At 60.3% G+C, this 26,033-nt stretch carries 31 protein-coding genes and 1 pseudogene; 11 read left to right on the forward strand and 21 right to left on the reverse strand.

The features are described from left to right. A pseudogene (locus tag ACM6IT_RS12800) lies at positions 1-192 on the forward strand (sel1 repeat family protein); the annotation flags it as partial. Between the two features lie 345 nt (positions 193-537). Here the strand turns inward: ACM6IT_RS12800 and ACM6IT_RS12805 are convergent. The 4 genes from ACM6IT_RS12805 to ACM6IT_RS12820 form a co-directional block, all read right to left on the reverse strand. Continuing rightward, complete coding sequence (locus ACM6IT_RS12805) at positions 538-1,884, reverse strand: glutamine synthetase family protein (protein ID WP_414918122.1); 1,347 nt, start codon at positions 1,882-1,884, stop codon at positions 538-540. Positions 1,885-1,904: 20 nt separating this feature from the next. Further along, positions 1,905-2,459: a helix-turn-helix domain-containing protein gene (locus tag ACM6IT_RS12810; RefSeq protein ID WP_007976194.1), complete on the reverse strand. Its 555-nt coding sequence runs from the start codon at positions 2,457-2,459 to the stop codon at positions 1,905-1,907. 25 nt (positions 2,460-2,484) lie between these two features. Beyond that, the gene (locus tag ACM6IT_RS12815) at positions 2,485-3,774 is read right to left on the reverse strand and encodes an NAD(P)/FAD-dependent oxidoreductase (protein WP_056723566.1); all 1,290 of its coding nucleotides are present in this window, start codon (positions 3,772-3,774) and stop codon (positions 2,485-2,487) included. Positions 3,775-3,936: 162 nt separating this feature from the next. After that, positions 3,937-4,272 (reverse strand): hypothetical protein, encoded by a 336-nt coding sequence (locus tag ACM6IT_RS12820; protein WP_056723564.1) that lies wholly within the window; start codon positions 4,270-4,272, stop codon positions 3,937-3,939. Between the two features lie 252 nt (positions 4,273-4,524). Here ACM6IT_RS12820 and ACM6IT_RS12825 point away from each other — a divergent pair, with 252 nt between their 5' ends. Both ACM6IT_RS12825 and osmE read left to right on the forward strand, forming a co-directional pair. Beyond that, complete coding sequence (locus ACM6IT_RS12825) at positions 4,525-4,764, forward strand: hypothetical protein (RefSeq protein WP_046043505.1); 240 nt, start codon at positions 4,525-4,527, stop codon at positions 4,762-4,764. A gap of 13 nt (positions 4,765-4,777) precedes the next feature. Beyond that, a complete protein-coding gene (gene osmE, locus ACM6IT_RS12830; RefSeq protein WP_414913652.1) occupies positions 4,778-5,128 on the forward strand; it encodes an osmotically-inducible lipoprotein OsmE in 351 nt (116 codons plus the stop codon). Between the two features lie 51 nt (positions 5,129-5,179). Here the strand turns inward: osmE and ACM6IT_RS12835 are convergent, their stop codons facing one another. Then, a complete protein-coding gene (locus ACM6IT_RS12835) occupies positions 5,180-5,380 on the reverse strand; it encodes an SPOR domain-containing protein (protein ID WP_414918123.1) in 201 nt (66 codons plus the stop codon). A gap of 219 nt (positions 5,381-5,599) precedes the next feature. Here ACM6IT_RS12835 and ACM6IT_RS12840 point away from each other — a divergent pair, with 219 nt between their 5' ends. Next, positions 5,600-5,962 (forward strand): NUDIX hydrolase, encoded by a 363-nt coding sequence (locus ACM6IT_RS12840; RefSeq protein WP_414918124.1) that lies wholly within the window; start codon positions 5,600-5,602, stop codon positions 5,960-5,962. Positions 5,963-5,965: 3 nt separating this feature from the next. Here the strand turns inward: ACM6IT_RS12840 and ACM6IT_RS12845 are convergent, their stop codons facing one another. The 9 genes from ACM6IT_RS12845 to ACM6IT_RS12885 all read right to left on the reverse strand — a co-directional run bounded on the left by ACM6IT_RS12845 (position 5,966) and on the right by ACM6IT_RS12885 (position 14,281). Continuing rightward, the gene (locus tag ACM6IT_RS12845; RefSeq protein ID WP_223541495.1) at positions 5,966-6,664 is read right to left on the reverse strand and encodes an alpha/beta hydrolase; all 699 of its coding nucleotides are present in this window, start codon (positions 6,662-6,664) and stop codon (positions 5,966-5,968) included. A 42-nt stretch (positions 6,665-6,706) separates the two neighbouring features. Continuing rightward, positions 6,707-7,480, reverse strand: coding sequence for a 1,6-dihydroxycyclohexa-2,4-diene-1-carboxylate dehydrogenase (locus tag ACM6IT_RS12850; RefSeq protein WP_223541494.1), 774 nt, complete (start codon positions 7,478-7,480; stop codon positions 6,707-6,709). Positions 7,481-7,625: 145 nt separating this feature from the next. Further along, the gene (gene benC, locus ACM6IT_RS12855; RefSeq protein WP_414918125.1) at positions 7,626-8,639 is read right to left on the reverse strand and encodes a benzoate 1,2-dioxygenase electron transfer component BenC; all 1,014 of its coding nucleotides are present in this window, start codon (positions 8,637-8,639) and stop codon (positions 7,626-7,628) included. A gap of 10 nt (positions 8,640-8,649) precedes the next feature. Continuing rightward, positions 8,650-9,138, reverse strand: a complete 489-nt coding sequence (benB, locus tag ACM6IT_RS12860) for a benzoate 1,2-dioxygenase small subunit (protein WP_414918126.1) — start codon at positions 9,136-9,138, stop codon at positions 8,650-8,652. Continuing rightward, on the reverse strand, positions 9,135-10,499 hold the full coding sequence (benA, locus tag ACM6IT_RS12865) for a benzoate 1,2-dioxygenase large subunit (protein WP_409079278.1): 1,365 nt from the start codon (positions 10,497-10,499) through the stop codon (positions 9,135-9,137). Before benA ends, benB begins: the two co-directional genes overlap by 4 nt. Before the next feature lie 204 nt (positions 10,500-10,703). Continuing rightward, complete coding sequence (locus tag ACM6IT_RS12870) at positions 10,704-11,663, reverse strand: AraC family transcriptional regulator (protein ID WP_414913657.1); 960 nt, start codon at positions 11,661-11,663, stop codon at positions 10,704-10,706. A gap of 195 nt (positions 11,664-11,858) precedes the next feature. Next, complete coding sequence (gene catA, locus ACM6IT_RS12875; RefSeq protein ID WP_414918127.1) at positions 11,859-12,788, reverse strand: catechol 1,2-dioxygenase; 930 nt, start codon at positions 12,786-12,788, stop codon at positions 11,859-11,861. 52 nt (positions 12,789-12,840) lie between these two features. Next, positions 12,841-13,131: a muconolactone Delta-isomerase gene (catC, locus tag ACM6IT_RS12880; RefSeq protein WP_056723542.1), complete on the reverse strand. Its 291-nt coding sequence runs from the start codon at positions 13,129-13,131 to the stop codon at positions 12,841-12,843. 10 nt (positions 13,132-13,141) lie between these two features. Next, the gene (locus tag ACM6IT_RS12885) at positions 13,142-14,281 is read right to left on the reverse strand and encodes a muconate cycloisomerase family protein (RefSeq protein ID WP_056723540.1); all 1,140 of its coding nucleotides are present in this window, start codon (positions 14,279-14,281) and stop codon (positions 13,142-13,144) included. A gap of 124 nt (positions 14,282-14,405) precedes the next feature. Here ACM6IT_RS12885 and ACM6IT_RS12890 point away from each other — a divergent pair, with 124 nt between their 5' ends. Beyond that, on the forward strand, positions 14,406-15,290 hold the full coding sequence (locus ACM6IT_RS12890) for a LysR family transcriptional regulator (RefSeq protein WP_414918128.1): 885 nt from the start codon (positions 14,406-14,408) through the stop codon (positions 15,288-15,290). 6 nt (positions 15,291-15,296) lie between these two features. Here ACM6IT_RS12890 and ACM6IT_RS12895 read toward each other — a convergent pair whose 3' ends face one another. Together ACM6IT_RS12895 and ACM6IT_RS12900 are read right to left on the reverse strand one after the other, a co-directional pair. After that, positions 15,297-15,536 (reverse strand): DUF1652 domain-containing protein, encoded by a 240-nt coding sequence (locus ACM6IT_RS12895; RefSeq protein ID WP_056723537.1) that lies wholly within the window; start codon positions 15,534-15,536, stop codon positions 15,297-15,299. Between the two features lie 119 nt (positions 15,537-15,655). Continuing rightward, the gene (locus ACM6IT_RS12900) at positions 15,656-16,555 is read right to left on the reverse strand and encodes a polysaccharide deacetylase family protein (protein ID WP_414918129.1); all 900 of its coding nucleotides are present in this window, start codon (positions 16,553-16,555) and stop codon (positions 15,656-15,658) included. 207 nt (positions 16,556-16,762) lie between these two features. Between ACM6IT_RS12900 and ACM6IT_RS12905 the strand changes: the two genes are divergently transcribed. Then, complete coding sequence (locus ACM6IT_RS12905) at positions 16,763-17,443, forward strand: SOS response-associated peptidase family protein (protein ID WP_414918130.1); 681 nt, start codon at positions 16,763-16,765, stop codon at positions 17,441-17,443. Positions 17,444-17,682: 239 nt separating this feature from the next. On the opposite strand, the gene ACM6IT_RS12910 is transcribed toward ACM6IT_RS12905, so the two are convergent. From ACM6IT_RS12910 to ACM6IT_RS12920, 3 genes are read right to left on the reverse strand one after another with little or no spacing between them, the layout of a single operon-like run. Next, positions 17,683-17,835 (reverse strand): hypothetical protein, encoded by a 153-nt coding sequence (locus tag ACM6IT_RS12910; protein WP_414913678.1) that lies wholly within the window; start codon positions 17,833-17,835, stop codon positions 17,683-17,685. A gap of 58 nt (positions 17,836-17,893) precedes the next feature. After that, on the reverse strand, positions 17,894-18,205 hold the full coding sequence (locus ACM6IT_RS12915) for an AzlD domain-containing protein (protein WP_162252411.1): 312 nt from the start codon (positions 18,203-18,205) through the stop codon (positions 17,894-17,896). Beyond that, positions 18,205-18,903, reverse strand: coding sequence for an AzlC family ABC transporter permease (locus tag ACM6IT_RS12920; protein WP_007978998.1), 699 nt, complete (start codon positions 18,901-18,903; stop codon positions 18,205-18,207). The genes ACM6IT_RS12915 and ACM6IT_RS12920 overlap by 1 nt, the downstream gene beginning before the upstream one ends. Positions 18,904-19,070: 167 nt before the next feature. Between ACM6IT_RS12920 and ACM6IT_RS12925 the strand changes: the two genes are divergently transcribed. The 3 genes from ACM6IT_RS12925 to ACM6IT_RS12935 all read left to right on the forward strand — a co-directional run bounded on the left by ACM6IT_RS12925 (position 19,071) and on the right by ACM6IT_RS12935 (position 21,590). Continuing rightward, complete coding sequence (locus tag ACM6IT_RS12925; protein WP_414918131.1) at positions 19,071-20,006, forward strand: diguanylate cyclase domain-containing protein; 936 nt, start codon at positions 19,071-19,073, stop codon at positions 20,004-20,006. 285 nt (positions 20,007-20,291) lie between these two features. Continuing rightward, entirely contained in the window at positions 20,292-21,167 is an 876-nt protein-coding gene (gene dapA, locus ACM6IT_RS12930) for a 4-hydroxy-tetrahydrodipicolinate synthase (RefSeq protein ID WP_414913659.1), read from the forward strand. Between the two features lie 60 nt (positions 21,168-21,227). Then, complete coding sequence (locus ACM6IT_RS12935; RefSeq protein ID WP_414918132.1) at positions 21,228-21,590, forward strand: DUF2784 domain-containing protein; 363 nt, start codon at positions 21,228-21,230, stop codon at positions 21,588-21,590. A 78-nt stretch (positions 21,591-21,668) separates the two neighbouring features. On the opposite strand, the gene ACM6IT_RS12940 is transcribed toward ACM6IT_RS12935, so the two are convergent. Both ACM6IT_RS12940 and ACM6IT_RS12945 read right to left on the reverse strand, forming a co-directional pair. Then, on the reverse strand, positions 21,669-23,213 hold the full coding sequence (locus tag ACM6IT_RS12940; RefSeq protein WP_056723521.1) for a sensor domain-containing diguanylate cyclase: 1,545 nt from the start codon (positions 23,211-23,213) through the stop codon (positions 21,669-21,671). A gap of 83 nt (positions 23,214-23,296) precedes the next feature. Further along, a complete protein-coding gene (locus ACM6IT_RS12945) occupies positions 23,297-23,824 on the reverse strand; it encodes a DUF3087 domain-containing protein (protein WP_056723518.1) in 528 nt (175 codons plus the stop codon). A gap of 226 nt (positions 23,825-24,050) precedes the next feature. On the opposite strand from ACM6IT_RS12945, the gene ppnN reads away from it, so the two are divergent. Both ppnN and ACM6IT_RS12955 read left to right on the forward strand, forming a co-directional pair. After that, positions 24,051-25,424, forward strand: a complete 1,374-nt coding sequence (gene ppnN, locus ACM6IT_RS12950; protein ID WP_056723516.1) for a nucleotide 5'-monophosphate nucleosidase PpnN — start codon at positions 24,051-24,053, stop codon at positions 25,422-25,424. 88 nt (positions 25,425-25,512) lie between these two features. Continuing rightward, positions 25,513-25,953 carry an NUDIX hydrolase gene (locus ACM6IT_RS12955; protein WP_414918133.1) on the forward strand — a complete coding sequence of 147 codons (441 nt, stop codon included), beginning with the start codon at positions 25,513-25,515 and terminating at the stop codon, positions 25,951-25,953. Positions 25,954-26,033: the final 80 nt, after the last annotated feature.

The raw sequence follows: 26,033 nt of genomic DNA on the forward strand, positions 1-26,033 counted from the left end.
GGTTATTGGCTGGCGGAAAGTATCGCCGGTCAATCCTGGTCGCGCCTGGAAAAAGGCGAGCCCCGGCGCTTCGAGAAGGGCGAGATCATGCCGACCCTGAATGTTCAGCATCGTCTTAGCCGCTTCTTGCTCGCCGACCGAATGACCGTCAAAGAGGAAAACATCGAATGGATATTGTTCGGTGAAGCCTGAGTATTTACTGATCTATATATTGGCCGCGGCCTTGATCGGCTGTGACACTTCCTCAGCCAATCGACCGGAGACGGCCAGTGGTCAAGTGCATTGAATCGAGACAAACCCCGCCTGTCCGGCCGCTCGGCTGATAGCCATGAGGGGGCGCCATTGCGGTCTCAAATCTCAGGCAAAAAAAATCCCAGGCAGCTGATGGACGCCCGGGATTTAAAAATGCATAAACCGTGGTGGTGAACGCGGCGCGGATATTACGGAATATTTCGGCCTGTAACAAGATATTTTTATTCACTATCCGGTTACTAATCCTTCTAACCCCTTCAATATCCACATATTTTTTAAGGGCGACTACAAGAACCAACGATACTCCCGCACACTGATGTCATGCAGAAATGCCAGATGATCCTGGCGCTTGTTTTCGCAATAGACGTCCACGAACTCCGCCCCCAAGCCTTCGCGCAGCGATGCATGATTTTGCATGGACTGCACGGCTTCAAGCATTTCCAACGGAAAATCGATGCCACTGCCACGGTCTTCGTTGAGCGGTGCAATCGGCTCGCACTCCCCTTCCAGGCCTTGCTCCAGCCCCACCAGAATCGCCGCCAACGCCAGATAGGGGTTGGCATCGGCGCCCGCCAGGCGATGTTCGATGCGCAGGTTCTTGATGTCCGACTCCGGAATACGCAAGCAGGCATCGCGATCCTCGAAGCCCCAACTGGCGCGGGACGCGACGTTCACCGTGCCGCTCAAGCGGCGCATGGCGTTGTGGTTCGGGGCAAAGATCGGCATGCAGTGCGGCAACACATCCAGGCAACCGGCCACCGCATGGCGCAGCGCCCGCTGGCCGTTCGCCGCCAGCAGGTTGTTGCCGGCCTGGTCATACAGGCTGACATGCACGTGCATGCCGCTGCCGGGGTGCTGCAAGTAGGGTTTGGCCATGAAGCTGGCGCGGTAGTTGTGCTTGAGCGCCACGCCCCGGGTGCTGCGACAGAACAGGGCAGCCCAGTCGGCGGCGCGCAGGCCGTCATCGCAATGGCCGAAGTTGATTTCGAACTGGCCCGGGCCGAGTTCGGCGGTGATCACCGTGGCATCGACGCCTTGGGCTCGCGCGGTCTCGACCATTTCATCGAGCACCGGGGCGAAGCGCGACAGGCGTTCGATGTGCATGTTCGGCTGATCGTCGGCATCGCCACTCAGCTCATCACGGGGAAATTGCGGCAAGCCGTCCTTCAAGCGACTGTCGAACAGGTAGAACTCCAGTTCGAAGGCCACCACCGGGAAAATGCCCTTGCGCTTGAGCCGCTCCAGCACCCGCGCCAGCACTTCGCGGGGTTCGAATTCGATGGGTTTTTCGGTGCCGTCGGAGGTGATCAGCATCTGGCCCAAGGGCTGCTTTTCCCAGCTCACCAACTTCAAGGTGCCAGGCACCAAACGGCGCAGTGCATCCGGGTCACCATCGTTGAAGCAGTAATCGCCGATCTTGAACAGTCCGCCCTGGGTGCCGAGCAGCACGCAGTTCTGCGGCAGCTTCAGGGCACTGCCGGCAGCGACTTTTTCCAGCATCTCGATCGGGTAGCGCTTGCCGTAGAAATGCCCCGGAATGTCCAGGGATATCAGGTCGACGTAACGCACTTCGGGGTTGCAGTGGCGGAAGTTGCGAACCTCGGCCAGCAGTTCAGAGCACACAGCATCCATCGTTTTGGTCCTTGTTGTTATCAGGTGTAAACCCAAAGCACGCGGGTCAGTTGGTCGGACAGGTTGCCGTAGCGGCAGTGCGCATGGCTGGCCAGTTGAAAGCTGTCACCGGGATGCAGGGTCACCGGTTCGTTGTCGTCGAGCCACAGGGTCAGTTGCCCTTCCAGGACATAACCGCCCTGCTCCGAGCTGTCCTTCATGTGCCGGTCGCCGCTGCTGGCGCCGGGTTCGAGCTGGCTTTCGAGCATCGAAAAGGACGCGCGCATCTTTGGCGAAACGAGGATGTCGGTGATGCCGTCGGCGTAGTACAGCGTGCGGCGTTCGTCCGGGCGGGTGACCCAGGACAAGGCCATGGGTTTGGGCAGGCTGTAGAAATAGGTGGTCGGCACCCCCAGGGTTTCGCTGATGGCGGTCAGGTCCGCCACGGTCGGGCGCGACAGGCCACGCTCGACCTGGGATAGAAACCCCACGGAACGACCGATTTTGTCCGCCAGTTCCTTGAGGGTGTATTTCTTGTGCTTGCGCAGGTCCTGGATCAGGATCGCCAGCGCCGAGATTTCTTCTTGCATGTCCATCTAGAGGCTTCCAGAAAGTGTCGCTTCAAATGCTGTCGCGCAGTCGATACCAGGCCTTGCCGATGGCTTCCAGTGGCGCGGCCAGGTATTTGCCGCCGGGAAAACTGCCGTTGTTCAGGCCCTGGTACAGGGATAATTCGTCGGGCTGGCCGAGTACCGCGTCGGACACCGCCCGCGCCGCGGCGAGTGTCGGCAGCACGCCATGCCCGGAATACCCCTGCATCCAGTACAGATCGCCACGCCGGCCGATATCCGGCGTGCGCTTGAGGGTCAGGTCGATGTGGCCGCCCCAGGCAAACTCCAGATCGACGCCGGTGAGTTGCGGGAACACGCGCTCCAGGAACGGCCGGGTCGCGGCGGCGATGTCCTTGGGCATGCCGCCCAGGTAAGTGCAACCACCGCCGAACAGCAGGCGGTTATCCGGGGTGCGACGGAAATAATCGAGTACGAACTGGTTGTCGGTCACGCACACGTTGCTTGGCAGCAGCGCGGTGGCTTGCTCCTTGGAGAGCGGCGCGGTCGCGACTTGATAGGTCCCGACCGGCAACACGCAACTGGCCAGTTGCGGATCGAGTCGATCGAGGTAAGCGTTGCACGCCAGCACCAGCACATCGGCGCGAATACGACCACGCTCGGTGGTCACCACAAACCCGTCGCCCTCCTCGCCATAGCTCAGCGCCTTGCTTAGCTCATGGATGCGGCCACCGGCACGCTCGATCGCATCGGCCAGGCCCAGGGCCAGTTTCAGCGGATTCAAATGCCCGCCTTCGGGATCGAACAGGCCGGCCTGATAACGCTCGCTGGCAACCCACCGGGGCAATTCGCTGCGCTCGATAAATTGCAGTTTGTCGTGGCCCCACTTGTGGCTGGCCTCGTGTTGCCATTCGGTCAGCAGGCCTACCCGACGGGGCATTACCGAGGTCCACAGATGACCGGCGCGGTAGTCGCAATCGAACTCATGGCGGCCAGGCAAGTCACGCAATTCCCGCGCGGCCCAGCGCATGCCGTCCCACAGGCGCCGCGCCCGTTCGTAACCCAGTGCCGCTTCCAGCGGTGGCATGTCGCACGACCAACCAAGAATCGCCTGCCCGCCATTACGCCCGGACGCGGCCCAGGCCACCCGGCTGGCTTCGAGCAAGGTCACGCGCTTGCCGGCCAGCGCCAGGCGCAAAGCCGTGTGCAATCCGCTGAAGCCGGCCCCGATGATCAGCACTTCGGTGTCTTGCTCACCTTCCAGTGCGGCTCGATCGACCAGACGATCGGCGCAGGTATGGGCGTAGTAACTGGCGACATGCCGGGTGGATTGCTGAAACATACGGCCTCGTGAAATTTTGTATTTTTAATTTCATGAAAAAATACACGGTAAATTTCACACAGGCAAATGGCACGCAAAAAAAAACCGGATGCACGCCAGGCATCCGGTTTTTTCTCAATTGAGTCGAAAAACGGTCGGTGACCGATTTTCACCCTCCCGCGCTTACAAACAGTCGCGCACGATTTTGCGCAGGTCGCCTGACTTGGCCCAAGGTGGCCCCTGATAGAGCGAAACCCGGCTGCCGTCCTTGTATTTCACGATATCCAGCACTTCGTCGGCCGTGATCACGCTGGGCGCCGTGATGCGGTATCCATTGGATATCGAAACCTGAGTGGTATTCGATACTTCCTTTTTCCAGGCAGGCAACACACACGCCGCATACTCTTTTGGCGTTTTTTCGCTCTGCTTGCTGACATTTGGCTCGCCCGGTACCAGCGACGCCGGCAACGAACACCCGGCCAGTAATGCCAGCGCGACCCCTCCCATCAACATCCGCATGCTGCTTCCTTTAATTCGAAAAAAGAAAATGTAGCTCGCCATCGTCCCTACAGCCATCCCCAACGATTCGGCGACTTTCATTGATATCACTTTGCCCGTTTAGTTCCTTGCTTTCAGATAAAGCAGGAAAGCGTACTGTCATGTTCACGCTTATTTCCCCGACCAAAGGAAAACCCGCTCAATCAGACGAACATAACATCCGGCCCGGTAAACAGGTCTAGAATTCCTGAATGAAGCACTCAGGAGGTCATTATGTGGCTTAACGAATCGGAACAGGAACTTCGGCGCGATCTGCAGGGGCTTGCGTCAGATTTGCGCTGGTCGGCCGTGGAGCTGTTGCGCATCGAGCAGCAATTGCGCCTGCTTGGCAATGACATCGACGCGCAAGCCGTTCAGAAGCTGTGCGCCTTGTTTCAGGGCGATGAAGCAAAACTGTCCGGCTACGCCGAGGAAGTGAAAGCCAAGGTTATTAGCCGCAACAAGGCTCAATAGCGGGAGCGCTGCCATGAACAGGCCTCTAATTACGCTGGTCGTCGTACTGACCGCGTTGGCAGGCTGCAGCACCAACTCGATCTACCAGGACCAGCCTCTGGTCGCGAAAGTCGACACCGGCATGACCCAGGAGCAAGTCCGTCAAATCGGCGGCCAGCCCCTGACGGTCAGCGACCGTACCGCCGAACCCGGCACGTGCTTTGACTACAGGCTGACTCAGTCCGGCCATCAACAAGCGTTCAATGTCAGCTTCGACGGCCGGGGCATGGTCGACCACAAGAGTTTCATGACCTGCGCGCAATGGAGCAATACGCAGCTTAAGGCCCGGGAGCCCTCCCGCGCCGGTGGAGGTGGTGGCTACTAGCGTCGTAGCATCATGAAAAAGCCCCGGAGAACCGGGGCTTCTGGCCTGATTTCATTTTGTCTGATGGCTGCCCGCAGGCTTGCCAGTACTCGCCCTGTAGCCGGGCAACGAAGCGGCAAACGCCAGTGCTTCTTCTCGACTGGCAAACGAGCCCAGTCGGTCGCCCTGGGTGCACACCCGCCAGGGGCCGTGGTTCACACTGAGTACGTCGTAACCGTTCATGTGCATTTTGTTCAGCATCGGAACACTCATAGTCACCTCCTTTTGGGCAGTGATATCAGGTTGACTTGCTAACCTTACACCCACCCTTGTCCAAAATACCGACCAGCCGTCGCCATGGAAATTCCTTCTTTCGGTTGCACTTTTCGTCGCGTCGGCCGCTCAAATTACCCAGATAGCAGCACAATCGCGGCCCTGGCCCGAATGCTGCATTTGCATGCCTTTTCCATGACAACGGACATCGGGTAATCCATGAAAGTACGCGCAACGATCATCTGCGAGCAAGACAGGCATGTACTGCTGGTACGCAAGCGTGGGGGACGCTGGACGTTGCCCGGCGGCAAGCTTGAACGGGGTGAAAGCGCCGCCGATGCCGCCGTTCGCGAGCTGCTGGAGGAAACCGGCTTGCGGGTCGACGAGTTGGTGTACGTGCTGGAGCTGGAATCGGACGACACCCGACATCACGTATTCGAGGTGTCGGTGCTGAACCTTGAGCAATTGCGGCCGCTGAACGAAATCACCGATTGCATCTGGCACCCTCTGGATGCGGTCCACAACCTGAACATCAGCGACACCATGCGCAGTATTGTCGGCACCTTTGTGCGCCGCCTGTAGGCCCTAGCCTTTGGCCAACGCCGTCGCGGCCCTGTCGATCAAGGCCGCCACTTCGGCGGGCATCGAAGCCAATGATGCGTGGCTGGCATGCAAGGTCAGAATCTCCCGGGCGTTGAGCCGCGCCGCCATCCATTGCTGGTTCTGAGGCGCGATCATCCGGTCTGCGGTCGAAACCTGATACCACGATGGCTTGTTCTTCCAGGCCACCGTGCCAATGGTGTCGCCAAAGGTGCTCGCCAGCGGTGCTTTCTGGGTGAGGCCCATGACCAACCCTTCGGTCGCCGGCAGGTCCTGGCAGAAGCTCTCGTGGTAGAGCTCGGGCTTGACCCACAGGTAACCATCGCTATCCGGGGTCAGGTTTGCCGCTGCCGCAGGCGGGTGCCGTTGCGTGATGCCGCCGGGACTTTCGCCAGCGTCCGGGGCGAACGCGGCGATGTACACCAACCCGACCACGTTCGGCAAATCACCCGCTTCAGTGATGACCGCGCCGCCATAGGAATGCCCCACCAGCAGCACCGGACCGGGCACCTGGGCAACCATCTTGCGCGTGCGCTCGGCATCCTCGGCCAGGGACGTCAGCGGTAACTCGACGGCACGAATGTGCGTGTCACCCCGGCTGAGCAACTTGACGATGACCTTGTTCCAGTGGGCGGCACCGCCCCAGAAACCATGGACCAGCACGATCGTGGGTTTGTCACTCATCACCATGACTCCGTTCGCCGAAGGGGTTGTTCGCCGCTCGCCTCAGCCCTGATCGCCACCGCCCACGGGCATGACCATGCCGGTGATATAGGACGCATCGTCGCTGGCCAGAAACAGAATAGCCCCCGCTTGCTCATCCAGGGTGCCGTAGCGTTTCATCAGACTGCTGTCGAGGGTCTGGTCGACGATCTGCTGGTACCAGAGTTTTTCCTGCTCACTCTGCTCGGCACCGTTGCGGGGTATGCGTCGCGGCGGCGCTTCGGTGCCGCCCGGCGCCGTGGCATTGACACGCACGCCGCGACCGGCGGTTTCGAACGCCAGACAAGCGGTCAAGGCATTGACCCCACCCTTTGCCGCACCGTAGGGCACACGGTTGAGGCTACGGGTGGCGATGGAGGATACGTTGACGATCGCACCACTGCCCTGCTCCAGCATGAACGGCAGCGCGGCATGGCAACACCACAAGGTCGGGAACAGTGAACGACGAACCTCGGCCTCGATCTGCGACGCTTCATAGTGCTCGAACGGCTTGGCCCAGATCGTCCCGCCGACGTTATTGACCAGTACATCGAGGCGACCGAAGCGCTCGACGGCGGCTTGCATCACCCGGCTGCATTCCTCGTATTGCTCGAGGTCGGCGGTCAGGGCCAGTACCTGGGTGGTTGACGCCAACTGCTGCTGGGCTTCGAACACCAGGTCGGAGCGATCCACCAGGATCAGCTTCGCCCCTTCGGCGGCCATGCGCTCGGCCACCCGCCGCCCGATGCCTTGGGCGGCGCCGGTGATCAGTGCGACTTTTTCGTGAAATCGGTTCATGGTCATCCTCGTGCTCACGCCAACGCCTCCCTCTGTAGGAGCTGCCGAAGGCTGCGATCTTTTGATCCTGGATTTTGAAAAGCACAATCAAAAGATCGCAGCCTCGTTTCACTCGGCAGCTCCTACAGGGATCAGCGAAATACGGTTATGCCGCGCTGGCGGCGAATTTCTCGAAGTAGAAGTTGGCCGGCGCGATGCCCTGTTCGCGAATGAACTGGCTGACCGCCTCGACCATCGGCGGCGGGCCGCACAGGTAGACGTCGACGTCGCCATCGTTCAGGTGCTTCGGCTCGATGTGCTGGGTCACATAGCCCTTGAGCGGGTGTTGGCTCTCGGGGCTGGCGACGCAGGCGCTGAAGGTGAAGTTGGGGATGCGCGCGGCAAAGGCTTCGAGGCGGTCGATTTCCACCAGGTCGAAATCGTGGGTCACGCCGTAGATCAAATGCAGCGGGTGATCGCTGCCCTGCTCGGCGATCTTTTCCAGCATCGCGGTGAACGGCGCCAGCCCGGTGCCACCGGCCAGCAGCAACAGCGGCCGACGGATGTCGCGCAGGTAGAAGCTGCCCAAGGGACCGGCCAGGCTCATGCAGTCGCCGGCCTTGGCCATGCCGGTCAGGAAGCTGCTCATCAGGCCGCCGGGCACGTTGCGAATCAGGAAGCTGACCTCGCCATCGCGCTGCAACGAGCTGAACGAATAGGCACGAGTCTGCTCGCTACCAGGAATCCCCAGGTTCACATATTGCCCCGGCAGGAACGCCAGCTTGCTCAGGGCTTCGCCCTTGATCGACAGCGCGATGGTGCTGTCGGACAGCTGGCGCACGGCGCTGATGGTGGCGTCGTAGCTGGCCTGACGGGTGCGGCAGACCTCGGAGGACGTCGGCACCCGCACCACGCAATCGCTCTGCGCACGCATCTGGCAAGTCAGGACAAAACCCTGCGCGGCCTCTTCCGGGCTGAGGGCGTCGTCGATGTACTCCTCGCCCAGATCGTATTGACCGGCTTCGGCAAAACACTTGCAGGTGCCGCAAGCGCCGTCGCGGCAGTCCAGCGGGATGTTGATGCCCTGGCGGTACGCGGCATCGGCCACGGTTTCGCCGACGTTGGCGTCGATGAACCGGGTGACGCCGTCTTCAAAGTTGAACGCAATGGAATGGGTCATGACGGCAGTCTCACAAGTGATAAACATCGATGACCTGGCGAACGTAGTCGTTCTTCAGGATCACTTTCTTGGCCAAGATCCGCGGGTTCTCACCGCGCACATCGAGGGTGTAGAAACTGCTGCCGAAATAGCTGTCGACGGTCTTGTAGCGAAAACTCAAGGTGTGCCAGTTGAAGCGCACCTTGCACACGCCGTCGGCCTGTTCGAGCAGCTCGATGTTGCTGATGTTGTGGGAGGTGCGGGTGTCCGGCACGCTGGCGCTGGAGCGCTCGGTCTTGATGCGGAAGATGCGGTCTTCCAGGCCGGTGCGGTTGCCGTACCAGATCAGCGAGATTTCCCGTTGTGGGTCTTCGGTCAATTCATCGTTGTCGTCCCAGGACGGCATCCAGTACGTCGCGTCGGGGGCGTACATTTCCAGCCATTCGTCCCACTGGCGGTCATCGAGGTAGCGTGCTTCTCGGTAGAGAAAGTCGCGCACGGCATCAAAGGAAATACTCATTGCACGTCCTCCACGGCGATCAGTTTCGACTGCTCGGCCGCCAGGGCCTTGAGCATGGTCTGCTGCCAGTATTTGTGTTGCAGCACGAACAGGCCCTCGTCTTCGGTGCGCACGCCACTGAGCAGCGGATGCAGGTCAATCTCTTTCGCGGCCTCGTCAGCGCCTTCGATCCAGTGCTCGGCACCCCGGGACATGTCGTTCCAGGTGGTGACGCTGCCCTGGTAGCTGGTCTGGCAGGAGCGGAATTCCTCCAGGTCGTCCGGCGTGGCCATGCCGCTGACGTTGAAGAAATCTTCGTACTGGCGAATCCGGCTGGAACGGGCGTGGTCGCTCTCGCCTTTGGGGGCGATGCAGTAGATGGTGATTTCCGTGCGGTTGACCGAGATCGGCCGGGCGATGCGGATCTGCGAGCTGAACTGGTCCATCAGGTACACGTTCGGGTACAGGCACAGGTTGCGCGAATTCTCGATCATCCAGTCGGCGCGGGCCTTGCCGAAGTCTTGCGCCAGTTCATCGCGGCGCTCGTACAGCGGACGGTCCTCGGGGTTGGCCCAACGGGTCCAGAGCAGCATGTGGCCCTTGTCGAAGGAATAGAAACCACCGCCCTGCTTGGCCCAGCTGCCGGCGCTCATGGTCGGATTGCTGTCGCCGGCCTCGCGCTGCTTGCGCTGGTTCTGGGTGGCCGCGTAGTTCCAGTGCACGGAGCTGACGTGGTAGCCGTCGGCGCCATTCTCGGCGGTGAGCTTCCAGTTGCCTTCGTAGATGTAGCTGGAGGAACCGCGCAGCACTTCCAGGCCATCGGCGGACTGGTCGACGATCATGTCGATGATCTTCGCCGATTCGCCCAGGTGCTCGACCAGCGGCAAAACATCAGCCTTGAGACTGCCAAACAGGAAACCGCGATAGGACTCGAAACGCGCGACGCGGGTCAGGTCGTGGGAGCCTTCGCAGTTGAAGCTCGACGGGTAACCGGCGTTGGCCGGATCCTTGACCTTGAGCAGCTTGCCGGAGTTGTTGAAGGTCCAGCCGTGGAACGGGCAGGTGTAGGAGCTCTTGTTGCCGGACTTGTGCCGGCACAAGGTCGCGCCACGGTGGCTGCAGGCGTTGATGAAAGCGTTGAGCACACCGTCCTTGTTGCGCGCGATGAAGACCGACTGGCGCCCCATGGTGGTGGTGTAGAAGTCGTTGATGTTGGGGATCTGGCTTTCGTGGGCCAGGTACAACCAGTTGCCCTCGAAGATGTGTTCCATCTCCAGATCGAACAACCGGGGATCGGTGAACATCTCGCGTTTGCAGCGATAGAGGCCCTGCTCGGGATCGTCTTCAAGCAGGGAATGCACGTATTCGGGTCGCAGGGTCATGGCCACCGCCTCCATTGTTATTGTTCAGGCAGGGGTCATGCTAGGACGGGGAGGCAGGCTGGAATATCCGCGGGGTGCAGACCTTTATCCGTTTTGTGCAGATAAGCCCGTAGGAGCTGCCCAAGGCTGCGATCCGTTGATCTTGTCTTAAAAAACAAAATCAAAAGATCGCAGCCTTCGGCAGCTCCTACAGGGAATATTGATTCAGTGACGGCGCTTGAGGGTATCGGACGGCAATTCGCCGAACTGCTTGCGGTAGCTGTCGGAGAACCGCCCCAAGTGCAGGAAGCCGTAGTCCATCGCCACTTCGGTGACGTTGCGCACGTTGCAGGTCGGGTCGCTCAGGCAGGCGTTGATGCGTTCCAGGCGTTTCTGGCGCAGGTAGTTTTTCGGCGTAAGGCCGGCATTGCGCTCGAACAGGCCATACAGCGAGCGCAGGCTCATGTGCGCCTGGCGCGCCAGCTCTTCGCTGTCGATGTCCTGCTTGAGGTTATTGGCGATGTAATCGGCAATCGCTTCGAACGTGGCCGTCTGCGAGCCCAGTTCCAGGCGAGAGACATTGGTTTTCATCAGGCTGAGCATCTTGCTGACGATGATCTGCGTGTAATGCTCCTGCACCCTGGGGATCTGCTCGGTGGACTCGGCCTCTTGGCAAATCATCCCCAACAGGTTGACGAAACCTTCCAGTTCATTGAGCTGATAACGGTTTTCCAGAAACCGCACGCCCTGCCCCGGATAGCGCCAGCGCTGCTCATCGCAGACCGATTCAAACAAACGGGTCGGGACCTTGAGGATGAATTTTTCGCAATCGTCGGAGTACGTCAGGTCCACCGGATCGTCGGGATTGATCAGCAGCAACTCGCCGGGGGCGAAGTAATGCTCCTGGCCGTGGCCGCGCCACAGGCAATTGCCGCGCAGCAGCACTTGCAGGTGATAAATGCTGTCCAGCGCACCGGACGTCACGCGCACACTGGCACCGTAGCTGATGCGGCACAGGTCGAGGCTGGCGAACTTGCGATGATCGAGACTGGCCAGCGGGCTGCCGGCGCGAGGCATGAGAATGCAGTGGTTACCGACATGCTGATTGACGTAGCCCGACACCGCGTACGGGTCGGCATGGTCGAATACTCTGCTGCGCTGACTCAACAGTTGAGCTTGCATCATCGGGTCACTCTCATTGTTGTTATAGGTTGCGTCGGGGCATTCTAGAACAGTGCGTCAGTCCCTTGAGGTTTTCCAGACAGTTAACCAAAACCCCTTGTGGGAGCGGGCTTGCTCGCGAAGGGGGCGTCCGATTCAACATCAACGTTGACTGACACTCCGCTTTCGCGAGCAAGCTGCTCCCACATGGATTTGCGATTAATCCTCGAGTGCGCGAACCCGCTCGTGGCGCTGCTGTTCTTCAGGCTGGGCCGAGGACTGCAGGGTGAAATCGAATTCTATTTCGGCAAAGCGCCCGCTCACACCGTGGGCCGCCGCACGCTGCTGATCATCGCTGAAGGTGATCTTGGCGATCAGCTCATCACGGGTGGCGTAGGCGAAATCGTCATGCAGATACTTCTCGCCATCCAGGTTGATCTGGGTGGTCAGGTGGCGATGATCCGGCGCGGAAATGAAGAAGTGTACGTGCGCCGGGCGCTGGCCATGACGGCCCAGTTGATCGAGCAGTTGCTGGGTCGGACCGTCCGGTGGGCAGCCGTAGCCCGACGGCACGATGCTGCGAAAACGGTAGCGGCCTTCGGCGTCGGTAACGATGCGGCGACGCAGGTTGAATTCCGACTGCGTGGTATCGAAGTACGAGTAGGTACCGCCTGTGTTGGCGTGCCAGACGTCTACCACGGCGCCGGCCAAAGGTTCGCCAGCGGTGTTGAATACGCGGCCTTGCATGAACAGGGTCACACCCGGATCGACGCCGTCATCCAGACGTGCTTCGCCTTCCGACAGCGGCGCGCTCGCCACATACAGTGGACCTTCGATGGTACGCGGCGTGCCGCCGGACTTGCCGGCCTGCTCGTCTTCGGCGTCCATCAGCAGGTCGAGGTAGTGCTCCAGACCGAGACCGGCCACCACCAGCCCGGCTTCCTGGCGCGCGCCCAGCACGTTGAGGTAGTTGACGGCTTTCCAGAACTCTTCCGGGGTCACCGCCAGGTCTTCGATGATGTTCACCGAATCACGCAGGATGCGGTAGACCAGTGCCTTGGTCCGTGGGTCGCCGGCGTCGTTGAGCAGGCCGCTGGCCTCTTCGAGAAATTTCTGGACTTCGGCAGTGTGGGAAATCTTGACGTTCATTCTGGGTTCCTCATCTTGTAATTATTAGCGTAGCGCGCTGAACAGGCTGGGCTCAGCGGTCATCGTCACGGATGGAAGAAGGATGCCGGCACATCGCATCGATCTCGATGGCCATGTACGGAAACAGTGGCAATTGCATCAGCAGGTCATGCAGTTCCTGAACGCTGTCGACATCGAACACGCTGTAGTTGGCGTAATGCCCGGCGATGCGCCACAGGTGGCGCCACTTGCCCTGCTCTTGCAGACGCTGGGCCAGGGCTTTTTCGTCAGCCTTGAGTTTGGTTGCCGCTTCGGGATTCATGTCGACCGGCAGGTTCACGGTCATTTTTACGTGGAACAGCATAATGCTCTCCTCAGGCTTGATGAATGGTCTTGTCGCGGCGGAAGAACGCCAGGCGCTCTTCATCCAGGCTCAGGCCCAGACCCGGGGTGTTCGGCACGTGCAGTTCAAAATCGCGATACACCAGCGGTTCGCTGAGAATGTCTTCGGTCAGCAACAGCGGGCCGAACAGTTCGGTGTCCCACGCCAGTTTGTTCAGGGTGACGAAGGCATGAGCCGAGGCCATGGTGCCCAGGCCGCCTTCAAGCATGGTGCCGCCATACAGGGCGATGCCGGCCGCTTCGGCGATCGAGGCGGTGCGCAATACGGCACGGGGGCCACCATTCTTGGCGATCTTCAGGGCGAACACCGAAGCCGCGCCTTCGCGGGCCAGGTTGAACGCATCTTCCACGCATTCGATGGATTCGTCGGCCATGATCGGCGCCGGGCTCATGGCGTTGAGGCGAGCCATGCCGGCGCGGTTGTTGCGCGAGATCGGTTGTTCGATCAGGTCGATGCCGTTGGTGCCGAGAATCCGGCAGGCCCGCAGCGCGACCGCTTCGTCCCAGGCCTGATTGACGTCAACCCGCACACTGGCGCGGTCACCCAAGGCTTTCTTGATGGCGATGACGTGGGCCAGGTCGCGGTTGACCTCACCGGCACCGATCTTCAGTTTGAAGATGCGGTGGCGACGCAGGTCGAGCATTTTTTCCGCTTCGGCGATGTCTTTTTCGGTGTCGCCGCTGGCCAGGGTCCAGGCCACCGGCAGTGCATCACGAACACGGCCGCCGAGCAATTCGCTGACCGGCAGACCGAGGCGTTTGCCCAAGGCATCGAGCAGTGCGGTTTCGATACCGGATTTGGCGAAGGTGTTGCCGCGAATGCTGCGCTCCAGGCGCAACATGGCCGCGTTGACGTTGTTGCTGTCCTGGCCGATCAACAGCGGTGCGAAATGCGTGTCGATGTTGGTCTTGATGCTGTCCGGGCTTTCATTGCCGTAGGCCAGGCCACCGATGGTGGTGGATTCGCCGATGCCTTCGATGCCGTCGGCGCAACGCACGCGGATGATCACCAGGGTCTGGTTCTGCATGGTGTGCATCGCCAGCTTGTGTGGGCGGATGGTCGGCAGATCGACGATGATCGTCTCGATCGACTCAATGGCTGTTGCAAGCATTTCGATACCCGTCAGGTTCTTGAAGTTCTGGAATCGATTCTCGTACGGCTTTTTTCCTGAAGCCAATATAGAATTGGTCTGACTTGATACCTTAAAGGTATGCAACTGATTGGCTGGAGGCTCCATGGAACTGCGGCACCTGCGTTACTTCCAGGTATTGGCTCAAACCCTCAACTTCACCCGCGCGGCCGAGTTGCTGCACATCGCCCAGCCGCCCTTGAGCCGGCAGATCCAGCAGCTGGAGGACGAATTGGGGGTGATGCTGCTCGAGCGCGGCCGGCCGCTGAAGCTGACCGACGCCGGGCGGTTTTTCCATGAACACTCCACCGCCCTGCTCGAACAACTGAACAAGGTCTGCGACAACACACGCCGCATCGGGTTGGGTGAGAAAACCTGGCTGGGTATCGGTTTTGCGCCGTCGACACTGTATGGCGTGCTGCCGGAACTGATCCGGCGGTTACGCAGTGGCGAACCGCTGGAGCTGGAGCTGGGGCTTTCGGAAATGACCACCCTGCAACAGGTGCAGGCGTTGAAGGCCGGGCGCATCGACATCGGTTTCGGCCGGATCCGTATTGACGACCCGGCCATCATCCAGACCGTGCTCACCGAGGACCGCCTGGTCGCCGCCCTGCCCGCCGGTCATCCATTACTTGCAGGGCCCATCAGCCTGCGGGATCTGGCCAGGGAACCCTTTGTGCTGTACCCCGGCAATCCACGGCCGAGTTACGCCGACCATGTGATTGCCCTGTTCGAATCCTACGGCGTGAGCATCCACGTCGCGCAATGGACCAACGAACTGCAAACGGCGATCGGGCTGGTGGGGGCAGGAATCGGGGTCACGCTGGTACCGGCCTCGGTGCAGTTGCTGCACCGCGACGACATCGGCTTCACCCCGCTGCTGGAGGACAACGCCACCTCGCCGATCATTCTCAGCCAACGGGTGGGCGATGTCTCGCCGGGGTTGAACCATTGTTTGCGGATGATTGATGAGCTGCTACCGCGAAGCTGACAACAATCAGCCGGCAAACGCCCGGCGCCCCGCCTTCATCTCGGTACGCAATTCGCCGACAAAGTCAGAAATGGCGCGCACGCTGGTCAGCTCCGCCGTCGAAACGCCGCTGATCAACAGCTCCACTCGCTTGGTGACGGGGTCACAGACTTCGATGCGCAGCAGTCCGAGATTCTCCGTGCACTCGCACGACAGCGGCTCAAAACCGGACTCTACGATGTTGCAAAGCACTGAAATCGGAAGCATGGCCGGTCCCTCGGGCGACAGTCAATTCGATTGGAGCCGTTTCAGCATAGTTACACTTTGCCGATTTTGCGCCAGTAAATTGCCGTCAATTTTGTTATACCCCTCGCATTTCCGGCCTTTCAGTGGGAATTACCCCCCCAGATCCAGTTCCAGAACCCTGGCAATTCGACCGGCTGCGAACCGTCGCGCACGGTTCGTGCCATGGCCGCCCGCTGTAGCGCGGCCTGATCGTCGTAAAACGGCTTGTCGGCGGTTTTCACCCCGGTCTCCCGGGCGCTGTCGAGCAGAATCTGCAGGTACTCACGGGTATGCCGGGCGGTATAGCGGTTGAGGTCGTGGAAGGTCACCACCACCGGAATCACGCCATCGACCACCGGCAATTCACCGCGGGCAATGCGTTCGCGAACTTCGGACATCGAACGCAGCATGTGCGACCGGCGCCGGGGGCTGGCGTTGAAGCCCCAGATCTTGCCGTCATTGGCGCTCAAATCTGTGAGCAGTACATGCAGGCCATGCTGCTGATAAGCGGCGAAGGTACGCTTGTCGTAGTTCCAGAATGGCGGGCGCAGCAGGGTTGGCCGGGCGCCGGTAATCGCGGCGATGTCGGCGCTGCCATCGGTGAGGGCCTGCTCCAACGCTGGCGGATCAAGGGAGCGATGATTGGTGTGCCAGGGTGTCGCCGTGTGAAAGCCCAGGATATGACCTTCGGCATGTTCACGACGCATGATGTCCCGGCCCAATTCGCTGCCACCGGCTCGCGGAGCGCGGGTTTGCACGAAGAACACGGCCTTGATGTCCGGCTGCTGCGGATTTCGCGCCAGGCTCTCCAATACCGTGACGGTCGGGTTCCACCAGCTCGATGCACTGGGACCGTCATCGAAGGTCAGCAGAAACCGGATGGGGGGTTGCACCTGCAAACGCTGTTCGGTCCGGGGAGTCATTTCGATCGGTGCGGCGATACAGCCCAGCAGACCCACTGCCAGGGCACACACCGTTAAACACTTGAACAATGGTTTCATCTTTTGCCTTGGGCCAGACCATCACGGTCGATACTTCAAAGGGCAAGGATCCTTCGATCGCTCATCCGTCGTCGGCCCGTATCGAGACGACCGGCCGAGGTTGGATAGGGTACACAGGGTTTGGTTCCGGTGCTTGCCAGGCCCGTTTCGTCACGAGCTACTAAACTCAAAGCTTCGGTCGGAGCGTCTTAACCGGAGTGTCAGGCCATGTGCGGACGACTGTCGCAATACCGTGGAATCCACGACTTCGTAGCGGTGCTGAGCATCCCCGACGCGCTGATCAATCACGTCGGCAACGAACCCCTGGGGCACTATAACGCCGCCCCCACCACGCAACTCGCCCTGCTGCACCTGGAGAACGAGCGGCTGCACGCTGACGCCGTGCGCTGGGGTTGGCGACCGCACTGGGCAACGGATCGCACGGGGCCGGTCAATGCCCGGGTCGAGAAAGTCGCCCACGGCCCGTACTTCCGGGCGATCTGGCCCCATCGCGCGATCTGCCCGATTGATAACTGGTTCGAATGGGTCGACGCCGGCGACGGCAACAAACAACCGTGGTTGATTCGACGACGCAATCGCGCCCCGGCTTTCTGCGCGGCCATCGGCCAGTACCCCATCGGCGGAGCGCCTCACAGGGAGCACGACGGTTTCGTCATCCTGACGGCCGACAGCGCAGGCGGCCTGCTTGACGTGCATGACCGCCGACCGGTGGTGTTCTCGCCCGAGCTGGCGCGGGAATGGCTGGACCCTGCCACGCCCAAGGAACGAGCCGAGGAAATGGCGTTATCCCAGGGCGAGGTCAGTGATGTGTTCGAGTGGTACAAGGTTGACAGGGCCGTTGGCAATGTCAGGAACCAGGGCGCCGCGCTGATCAAGGAAGTTCCATGAACCTGTCAATAACGACAAAGCCCCGCTCAATGGCGTAATGCTGCTCACTTAAGAGATAGAGCAAACAATAAGCAACCTGTGGCGAGGGAGCTTGCTCCCGTTGGACTGCGCAGCAGTCCTATTTTTATGGCCGCTTCGCGCCCCAGCGGGAGCAAGCTCCCTCGCCACAGATACAGTGTTCGTCCTTAAGTGAGCAGCATTACGCTCAATGGCGGGGCTTCATTGTATTCCCGTGCCGGTCAGAACTTGCGATCAGGCTCTGACAGTTCCTTACCGTCGTCAGGATGCTTCCAGTCCGGTATCGAACGCTTCTGTTGCTCAATCTCTTCTTCCGTGGGTTCGTCCTCGTCTTCTTCCAGGTCCGGTTGCTTGGGTTCATTGGCCATGTTCACCTCTCTTCCTGAAGGGATCGGTCATCAACTTAAGCTTAGATCAGTTCCCCTGCCCCGCTCAAAGCCACCAGCGCAGCAAAAAGAAGAAGCCCATGCTCAACAGCATGCTGAGCAACGTATTACGGGTGTAGAGCACCAGGACGACAGCCACCAGCGAGCTGATCAGATAGGGATTGTCCCAGTGCAGATTCAGCTGTTTTTCCGGCATGAACACAATCGGCCCGCAGATGGCGGTCAACATGCCCGGTACGGCAAACCCCAGGAACTGCCGGGCATTGCTACTCAAGCGTAGCGGCAGTCGCGGTTCCAGAAAAACATAGCGGTTGAGGAACACCAACACGCCCATTCCGATAATCACTGCCCAGACCATCATGTGCGGCCACCGTAGAATTTATTGCAGACAAACCCGGCGGTCATGCCCGCCAGTCCCGACAGCACCAGCGCCGAGCCCCATTGCCAGTAGCTGAACAGTACCGAACAGAACAGCGACACCGCCACACACACCACGGTCGGCACATTGCGCACCACCGGGGTGATCAGGGCGATGAAGGTCGCCGCGATGGAGAAGTCCAGGCCCAGGTGTTCAAGGCCGGGAATACTGCTGCCAAGCACAATGCCCGCCAGGGTGAACAGGTTCCAGGCGATGTAGAACGTCAGGCCCACACCCAGGGCGTACCAGCGGTTGAACTGCTGTTTGTCGTGCTGGCTGGTCAGGGCGAACAACTCATCGGTGAGCAAGAACCCCAGGCCCGCGCGCCAGCGCCCCGGCAAGGGCGAAATGACCGAGCGCATGCTCATTCCGTAGAGCAAATGCTGCGAAGTCAGCAGCAACGTGGTCAGCAGGATCGAAAAGATCCCGGCCCCGCCCTTGAGCATGCCGATGGCCACCAGTTGCGCCGCACCGGCAAACACAATGCTCGACAGGCCCTGGCCTTGCAGGGGCGTGAGATTGGCTTCGATGGCCATGGAACCGGCCAGCAAACCCCAGGGCGCGGTGGCCAGGGACAACGGCATGATCGCCGCTGCGCCACGCAAAAATGCACTGCGCGGCATGATTGAGTTGGACATAACATTCTACAGACAGGGAAAGACCCCGGACTGTGCCAGCAGTCGCTGCCGAAGGCTTGAACAATCTTGCTCACTGATACGCGGCGTGCCATTCATCGGCTGCCCGCTTGATTCGCCAAAGTGCTAGCAACATGATGGCCCTGCATTTTCCTCGAGGCAGGCCCTTCATGAGTTCAGTGGAAACCGACAGCGACGTTTATAAAACCCTGCTGGAGTCAACCCGGGCGATTCCCTGGCGCATCGACTGGAAAACCATGACGTTCAGCTACATCGGGCCACAGATCGAAGAGCTGCTGGGCTGGAAGCAGCACAGCTGGGCCTCGGTCAATGACTGGGTCGAGCGCATGCACCCGGATGACCGCGACTACGTGATGGACTTCTGTGTCTCGCAGTCGCGCGCCGGTATCGATCACGAGGCCGACTATCGCGCACTCACCGAAAGCGGCGAGTACGTCTGGATCCGCGATGTGGTGCATGTGGTGCGCAAGGACGGCGAAGTCGAGGCGCTGGTGGGTTTCATGTTCGATATCAGCGAGCGCAAGAAAACCGAAGAGCACCTGATCCGCCTGCAAAAGCAGCTTGAGGAGTACTCCTTCCAGGACGGCCTGACCGGCATCGCCAACCGGCGCATGTTCGACACAGTGCTCGAGCGCGAGTGGAACACGGCCCAGCGCACCGGCTTGCCGTTGTCGGTGATCGTGCTGGATATCGACTACTTCAAGCAGTACAACGACCATTACGGCCACATCAAGGGCGACGAATGCCTGCGCCGCGTCGCGCAAACCTTGTCCCTGGCGGCCAACCGGCCACGGGACTTCATCGCGCGGATCGGCGGTGAAGAATTTGTCTGGCTGCTGCCGGAAACCGATGCCGAGTCTGCGCGGCTGGTGGCGCACAAATGCCTGCACCTGATTCGCCAGCAACAGATCCCCCATGAATTCTCGAACGTGTCGAAGCTGCTGAGTATCAGCCTCGGCGTCGGCACCACCCTGGCGTCGATGCATGCGACGGCCCTGGAATTCGTCGAACAGGTCGATCATCTGCTCTACAGGGCCAAGCACAATGGCCGGATGCGCGCCGAGTACGCTGATTTTCGTGATTGACAAATGGCGCTCCGGCTTTTAAAACTGGGCGCCTCACTCAGGGTGTAAGCAAGTATGTCCGCAACCTTCAATCTCGACTCTTCCGTCATTGGCTTGATTGCCAAGGCGCAAGGTTGCGTTGCGCACGCCCTCAAATCGAAGAAACAGTCGCTCATGTGACCGGGGCGCGCTGTCCCGTCAGATGAGCTGACAGGACATTGAGCGCGACGGACCACCCTCCCCTTGCTTACTCTCCTTCCATGCCCCTGACGGTGACGAAATCGGTCAACCATCAGGAGAAAGTGCATGTCAGCGTTTCAAGGTATCTGGGTTCCACTGGTCACCCCCTTTCACAACGGCGCCATCGATTTCGTCGGCTTGCGCCGGCTGGTCAGCCATCTGCTGGAAAAAGGCGTCGACGGCCTCATCGTTTGTGGCACCACCGGCGAACCGGCGGCGATGGGCAAGCATGAGCAACTGGCCGTGCTCGATGCGGTGCTGGAGCTGGTGCCGGCGCAACAGGTGGTCATGGGCCTGGCCGGTAACAACCTGACCGAGTTGTTGCAGTTCCAGAGCGAGATCCTCAAGCGCCCGGTGGCTGGCCTGCTGGTGCCGGCGCCGTATTACATCCGCCCCTCCCAGGCCGGCCTCGAGGCGTTTTTCCGCACGGTCGCCGATGCCTCCAGCGTTGCGCTGATTCTCTACGACATCCCCTACCGCACCGGCGTGGCCTTCGAACAGGCGACCCTGCTCAACATCGTCGCCCACGAACGGATCGTCGCCATCAAGGATTGCGGCGGCAATTTTTCGAACACCCTCGCCCTGCTCAAAAGCGGCCTTGTCGACGTGCTGTGCGGCGAAGACAACCAGATCTTCAACGCCCTGTGCCTGGGCGCCAAAGGCGCGATTGCCGCGTCGGCGCATGTCCATCCGGAACTGTTCGTGCAGTTGTACCGGCAGATCCGCGACAACCAATTGGCTGAGGGCCGCGCCACGTTTTTCCGTTTGCTGGCGCTGATCAATAGCCTGTTCCTGGAGCCCAACCCGGCCCCGGTGAAAACCGCCCTGGCCCTGCAAGGCTTGATCGGAGACGAACTGCGCGCGCCCATGCAACGCAGCAGTGAATCGATGACCGAGCATTTGAAGGACGTGCTCAGGGCATTGGATCGCGACCATCGATAGAGCGCCGGCCTGCGGCCCGAGTACCATGGAACGATTCGTTCAGCCTTCAGGGGCACCGACATGCTGTACAGAATCGCCGCCGATGGGCTGATGCTGTTCCACTTGCTGTTCATTGTGTTCGTGTTGTTCGGCGGGTTGCTGGTGCTCAAATGGCGCCACCTGATCTGGTGGCATCCGCCCGCTGCGTTGTGGGGTATGGCGGTGGAATTCTTCCACCTGCCCTGCCCGCTGACCGACTGGGAAAACCACATGCGCCATGAAGCCGGGCAAACCGGCTATGGCGGTGGGTTCGTCGAGCATTACATTTGGCCGGTGATTTACCCGGCGGGACTGACCCCCGACATTCAGTTGGGATTGGGCGCCGTGGTGTTGCTGATCAATATGCTGGTCTATCTTCGATTGATCAAGCGATGGGCCGCCTGAATCTTCAACCACCCGACGGTCGCGTCCTGGGCTGGTGGCTGGTCCAGGGAACGGACCGGTTTGACTGGCGCCCGCCCCTCAGTTGGCAATCACGCTCATGTTGCGCCCACTGGCCTTGGCCACATACAGCGCCTTGTCTGCCGCACCGATCAGGTCTTCGGGGCGGATCTGGGACGCGGCATTGCTGGCACATACGCCGACGCTGACGGTTACGCTGCCTTCCGGGCTGTCACTGTGGGCAATATCGGCCTGCAGTACCGCGCGGCGGATTTTCTCCGCCACCAGAAATGCCCCCACGTAGTCGGTGCCGGGCAGCACCACGGCGAACTCTTCGCCACCATAGCGGGCGGCCAGGTCACCGGGGCGCTTGATGTTTTCCGTGATGATCGCACTGACCTTGCGCAGACACTCATCACCGACCAGGTGGCCGTAGCGGTCGTTGAAGGGTTTGAAATGATCGACATCAATCATCAGCAAAGCCAATTCGGACTGGTTGCGTCGGGCACGGCCCATTTCGGCATCGATGAAAGCGTCGAGCTGACGACGGTTGGCCAGCCCCGTCAGTGCGTCCTTGAGGGCCAGGCCTTCGAGGTTGCGATTGACCTCCAGCAGCTTGTCCTGGGTGTCCAGCAACTCGACCTGCACCAGGTTCTGCTGCCTCATCAGCTTGATCAGCCGAAACCCCAGTACCCCGATAAAACCCAGCAACAGCGTGACGATGCCGGTGCTGAGCAGCGTCTCCTTGCGCCAGCTGCCGAGCACTTCATCCTTGTTCAACGCGGTAAAAACGATCAGCGGATAACCCTCGACCCGGCGATACCCTATTACCCGCTCGACACCGTCGATGATCGACTTGATCGTGGCCGTACCCGCGTCGCCCTTTGGCAACAACTGGGTGAACAACGGACTTTTGGCGAGGCTGGTGCCGATGTCCGCCTCCTTGAAGGGTCGGCGAATGACAACGCTGGCATTGTCGGCGATCAGGTTGATCACGCCGTTACTGCCCATGTCGATGCTGTCGTAGAGCTGCAGGAAATGGCTGAGGTAGATTGACGCCAGCGCCACCCCGGCAAAGCTGCCGTCGGGATGATTGACCCGGCGCGAAACCGTCACGATCCATTCACCGCTCGAACGGCTCTTGATCGACGGCCCGATGTGCGGCCCCCGGCTGGGGTTATCGCGATGGAAGATGAAGTATTCGCGGTCGGAATTGTTGACACCGGTCTGGCCGGCGCCATTGGAATTGGCGACCCACTGCCCATTTTCGTCGAAAACAAAGACACCATGGAGTTGGCTCAACTCACTGCGCTGGGCGTTGAGCAATAGCGGCAGCCGGGATTTATCCACGCCGTCGTGTTCCAGACGATCAACCAGGGTGAACAGCAGCGTGTCGGCCTGCTTGATCGTGGCCTGCGCTTGCGATGCCAGGGTCTGCGCAAGGTTGGACATCGCCACTTCCTTGTCATGCAGGCGGTACTGGCGAGAGCTCCAGGCTTCCCAGATCACGATAACCACCATCGACAGGCACACCGCCACCAGCAGGATCACCGCCGAGCGGACCTTGAGACGGGGCACGACTGGCCGGAGCATTTCAATATGATCGTGGATCGATGGTTGTCCCATGTTGCTCCCTGAGGGTCTATGACGGGCGAGCCTTCCTGATCGCCGCGTTTGCTTACTATGCCTGATCCAGGCTCGTCATGATGTTAGCCCCTGGCCGGCTTTACCGCCTCCAGCCATGCCGGATCCAGGCGCGTCTGTTCGGTATCGATACCCAGCGCTTGCATTCGTTCCCTGTGCTGATCCATTTCGCGGAGCAGCTGGCCATGGTCGCTGGAGTTGCCATCGAGCTGATGCATCTGGTTCAACCCCAAATGGTAGAAACGCAACAGCTTCATCGCCACCGGATCACCCTTTTCCACGGCCGCCGTTACATGATGCATGACATTGGTAACGCTCATCAGGCTACGCTTGAGTTGCCAACTGTAGACCGCCGGCGCCATCCACTCCTGGCGCCAGAACACTTTGCGCATCAACGCCGCCATTGCCAGCACCGCAACAAACACGCCACCAATGTTGAAGCGCAGGTTGTCGCCCCCCGGCGTGCCGAACAGGGCCACCGCCGCCGTGGACAGCACCATCGCCAGCGCCAGAAAGATCAGGGCAATGATGAGCGTGCTACGCCGTGTCTGTTGCCGGTAGGTCTGGGCGTTCATCGGCTGGATTTCGAACATTGCGTCGGGTTTCCTGAGCTTGAAAGGGGTCTGAGGCAAAAAGACAGCGGGCCATTATCGCCTCTGCGCGGGATTTAGCTATGCTGGGGCGCCTTTTCATCTTTTCATCGTCAAGCGGGGGACGTGGCAAGACCGCGCAGTTCGTGCCATCTTCTTTCATGAATACACATTATTCGGATGCCATTCGTAGTTGCTGTGTGAATGACATCGTTTTAAGGATCATTGAATGACCCAACGCCAAGTTATCAACGCCTCCGTCAGTCCCAAAGGCAGCCTGGAAACGCTCTCGCAACGGGAAGTCCAGCAATTGAGCGAAGCCGGTTCCGGCAGCACCTACACCCTCTTCCGCCAGTGCGCCCTGGCCATCCTCAACACCGGCGCCCATGTCGACAACGCCAAGACCATCCTTGAAGCCTACAAGGATTTTGAAATCCGCATTCACCAGCAGGACCGCGGCGTGCGCCTGGAATTGCTGAACGCCCCGGCCGACGCCTTCGTCGACGGCGAAATGATCGCCAGCACCCGGGAAATGCTGTTCAGCGCCCTGCGCGACATCGTCTACACCGAAAATGAACTCGACAGCCAACGCATCGATTTGAGCACCTCCCAGGGCATCAGCGACTACGTCTTCCACCTGCTGCGCAACGCCCGCACCCTGCGTCCCGGGGTCGAGCCGAGGATCGTGGTGTGCTGGGGCGGGCACTCGATCAACACCGAAGAATACAAATACACCAAGAAAGTCGGCCACGAACTGGGCCTGCGCAGCCTGGACATCTGCACCGGTTGCGGCCCCGGCGTGATGAAAGGCCCGATGAAAGGCGCGACCATCGCCCACGCCAAGCAACGCATCCACGGCGGCCGCTACCTGGGCCTGACGGAACCCGGGATCATCGCCGCCGAAGCGCCGAACCCGATCGTCAACGAACTGGTGATCCTGCCGGACATCGAAAAGCGCCTGGAAGCCTTCGTCCGCGTCGGCCACGGCATCATCATCTTCCCCGGCGGCGCTGGTACGGCCGAAGAGTTCCTGTACCTGCTGGGCATCCTGATGCATCCGGGCAATGAAGGCCTGCCCTTCCCGGTCATCCTCACCGGGCCGAAACACGCTGCGCCGTACCTGGAACAACTGGACGCGTTCGTCGGTGCGACCCTGGGCGACGCCGCCAAGCAGCACTACCAGATCATCATCGATGACCCGGCCGAAGTGGCGCGGCAGATGACCCAGGGCCTCAAGGCGGTCAAGCAGTTCCGGCGCGAGCGCAACGATGCGTTCCACTTCAACTGGCTGCTGAAAATCGACGAAGGCTTCCAGCGCCCGTTCGACCCGACCCACGAAAACATGGCCAACCTGAAACTGAGCCTCGACCTGCCCGCCCACGAACTGGCGGCCAACCTGCGCCGTGCGTTCTCCGGCATCGTCGCCGGTAACGTCAAGGACAAGGGCATCCGCCTGATCGAAGACCACGGGCCGTACCAGATCCGTGGCGACGCGGCGATCATGCAACCGCTGGACCTGCTGCTCAAAGCCTTCGTCGCCCAGCACCGCATGAAACTGCCGGGCGGCGCGGCTTATGTGCCGTGTTATCGAGTCGTTGCGTAACTAATTCGGTGTAGAAATGCCGACATGAGCTTTACCGTCGCGAACCGCAGTGAAAGCTGCGATTCGCGGCACTCTATGGAAAGAAAAAATGCGCCAGCGCAATTCCGCCAGACTGCTGGTGATCAATCCCTCGCAACAGGTTCTGCTGTTTCACTTCCAACACAAAAACGATGCCCTCGCTGGCCAAAGCCACTGGGCGACACCCGGTGGAGGTCTTGAGCAAGGAGAATCCTTCGAGGCTGCGGCGGTTCGTGAACTGTTTGAAGAAACCGGACTGAATGTCGCTGCCGTGGGAGCCAGCGTTGCAGAGCGGCGTTTTCCGATGATGCTGCCCAGTGGTGAAACGGTGCTGTCGGTTGAACGGTATTTTGTGGTTCATACCGACAGTGAACGCCTGTCCCGTGAGGGATGGACGGCTAACGAAGTCCGGGTAATGGCGGACCATAAATGGTGGTCCGTAGCCGAACTGCGAGAGACCCGAGAAACGGTGTGGCCGGAGCAGTTGATCACGATGCTGAAAAACGCCTGAAGGGCGTACACAAATCCTGTGGCGAGGGAGCTTGCTCCCGCTGGGCTGCGAAGCGGCCCCGAGATCAGACAGTGCGGTTT

It is taken from the genome of Pseudomonas sp. IT-P4 (assembly GCF_949767755.1).
GTDB classification, from domain to species: Bacteria; Pseudomonadota; Gammaproteobacteria; order Pseudomonadales; family Pseudomonadaceae; genus Aquipseudomonas; species Aquipseudomonas monachiensis.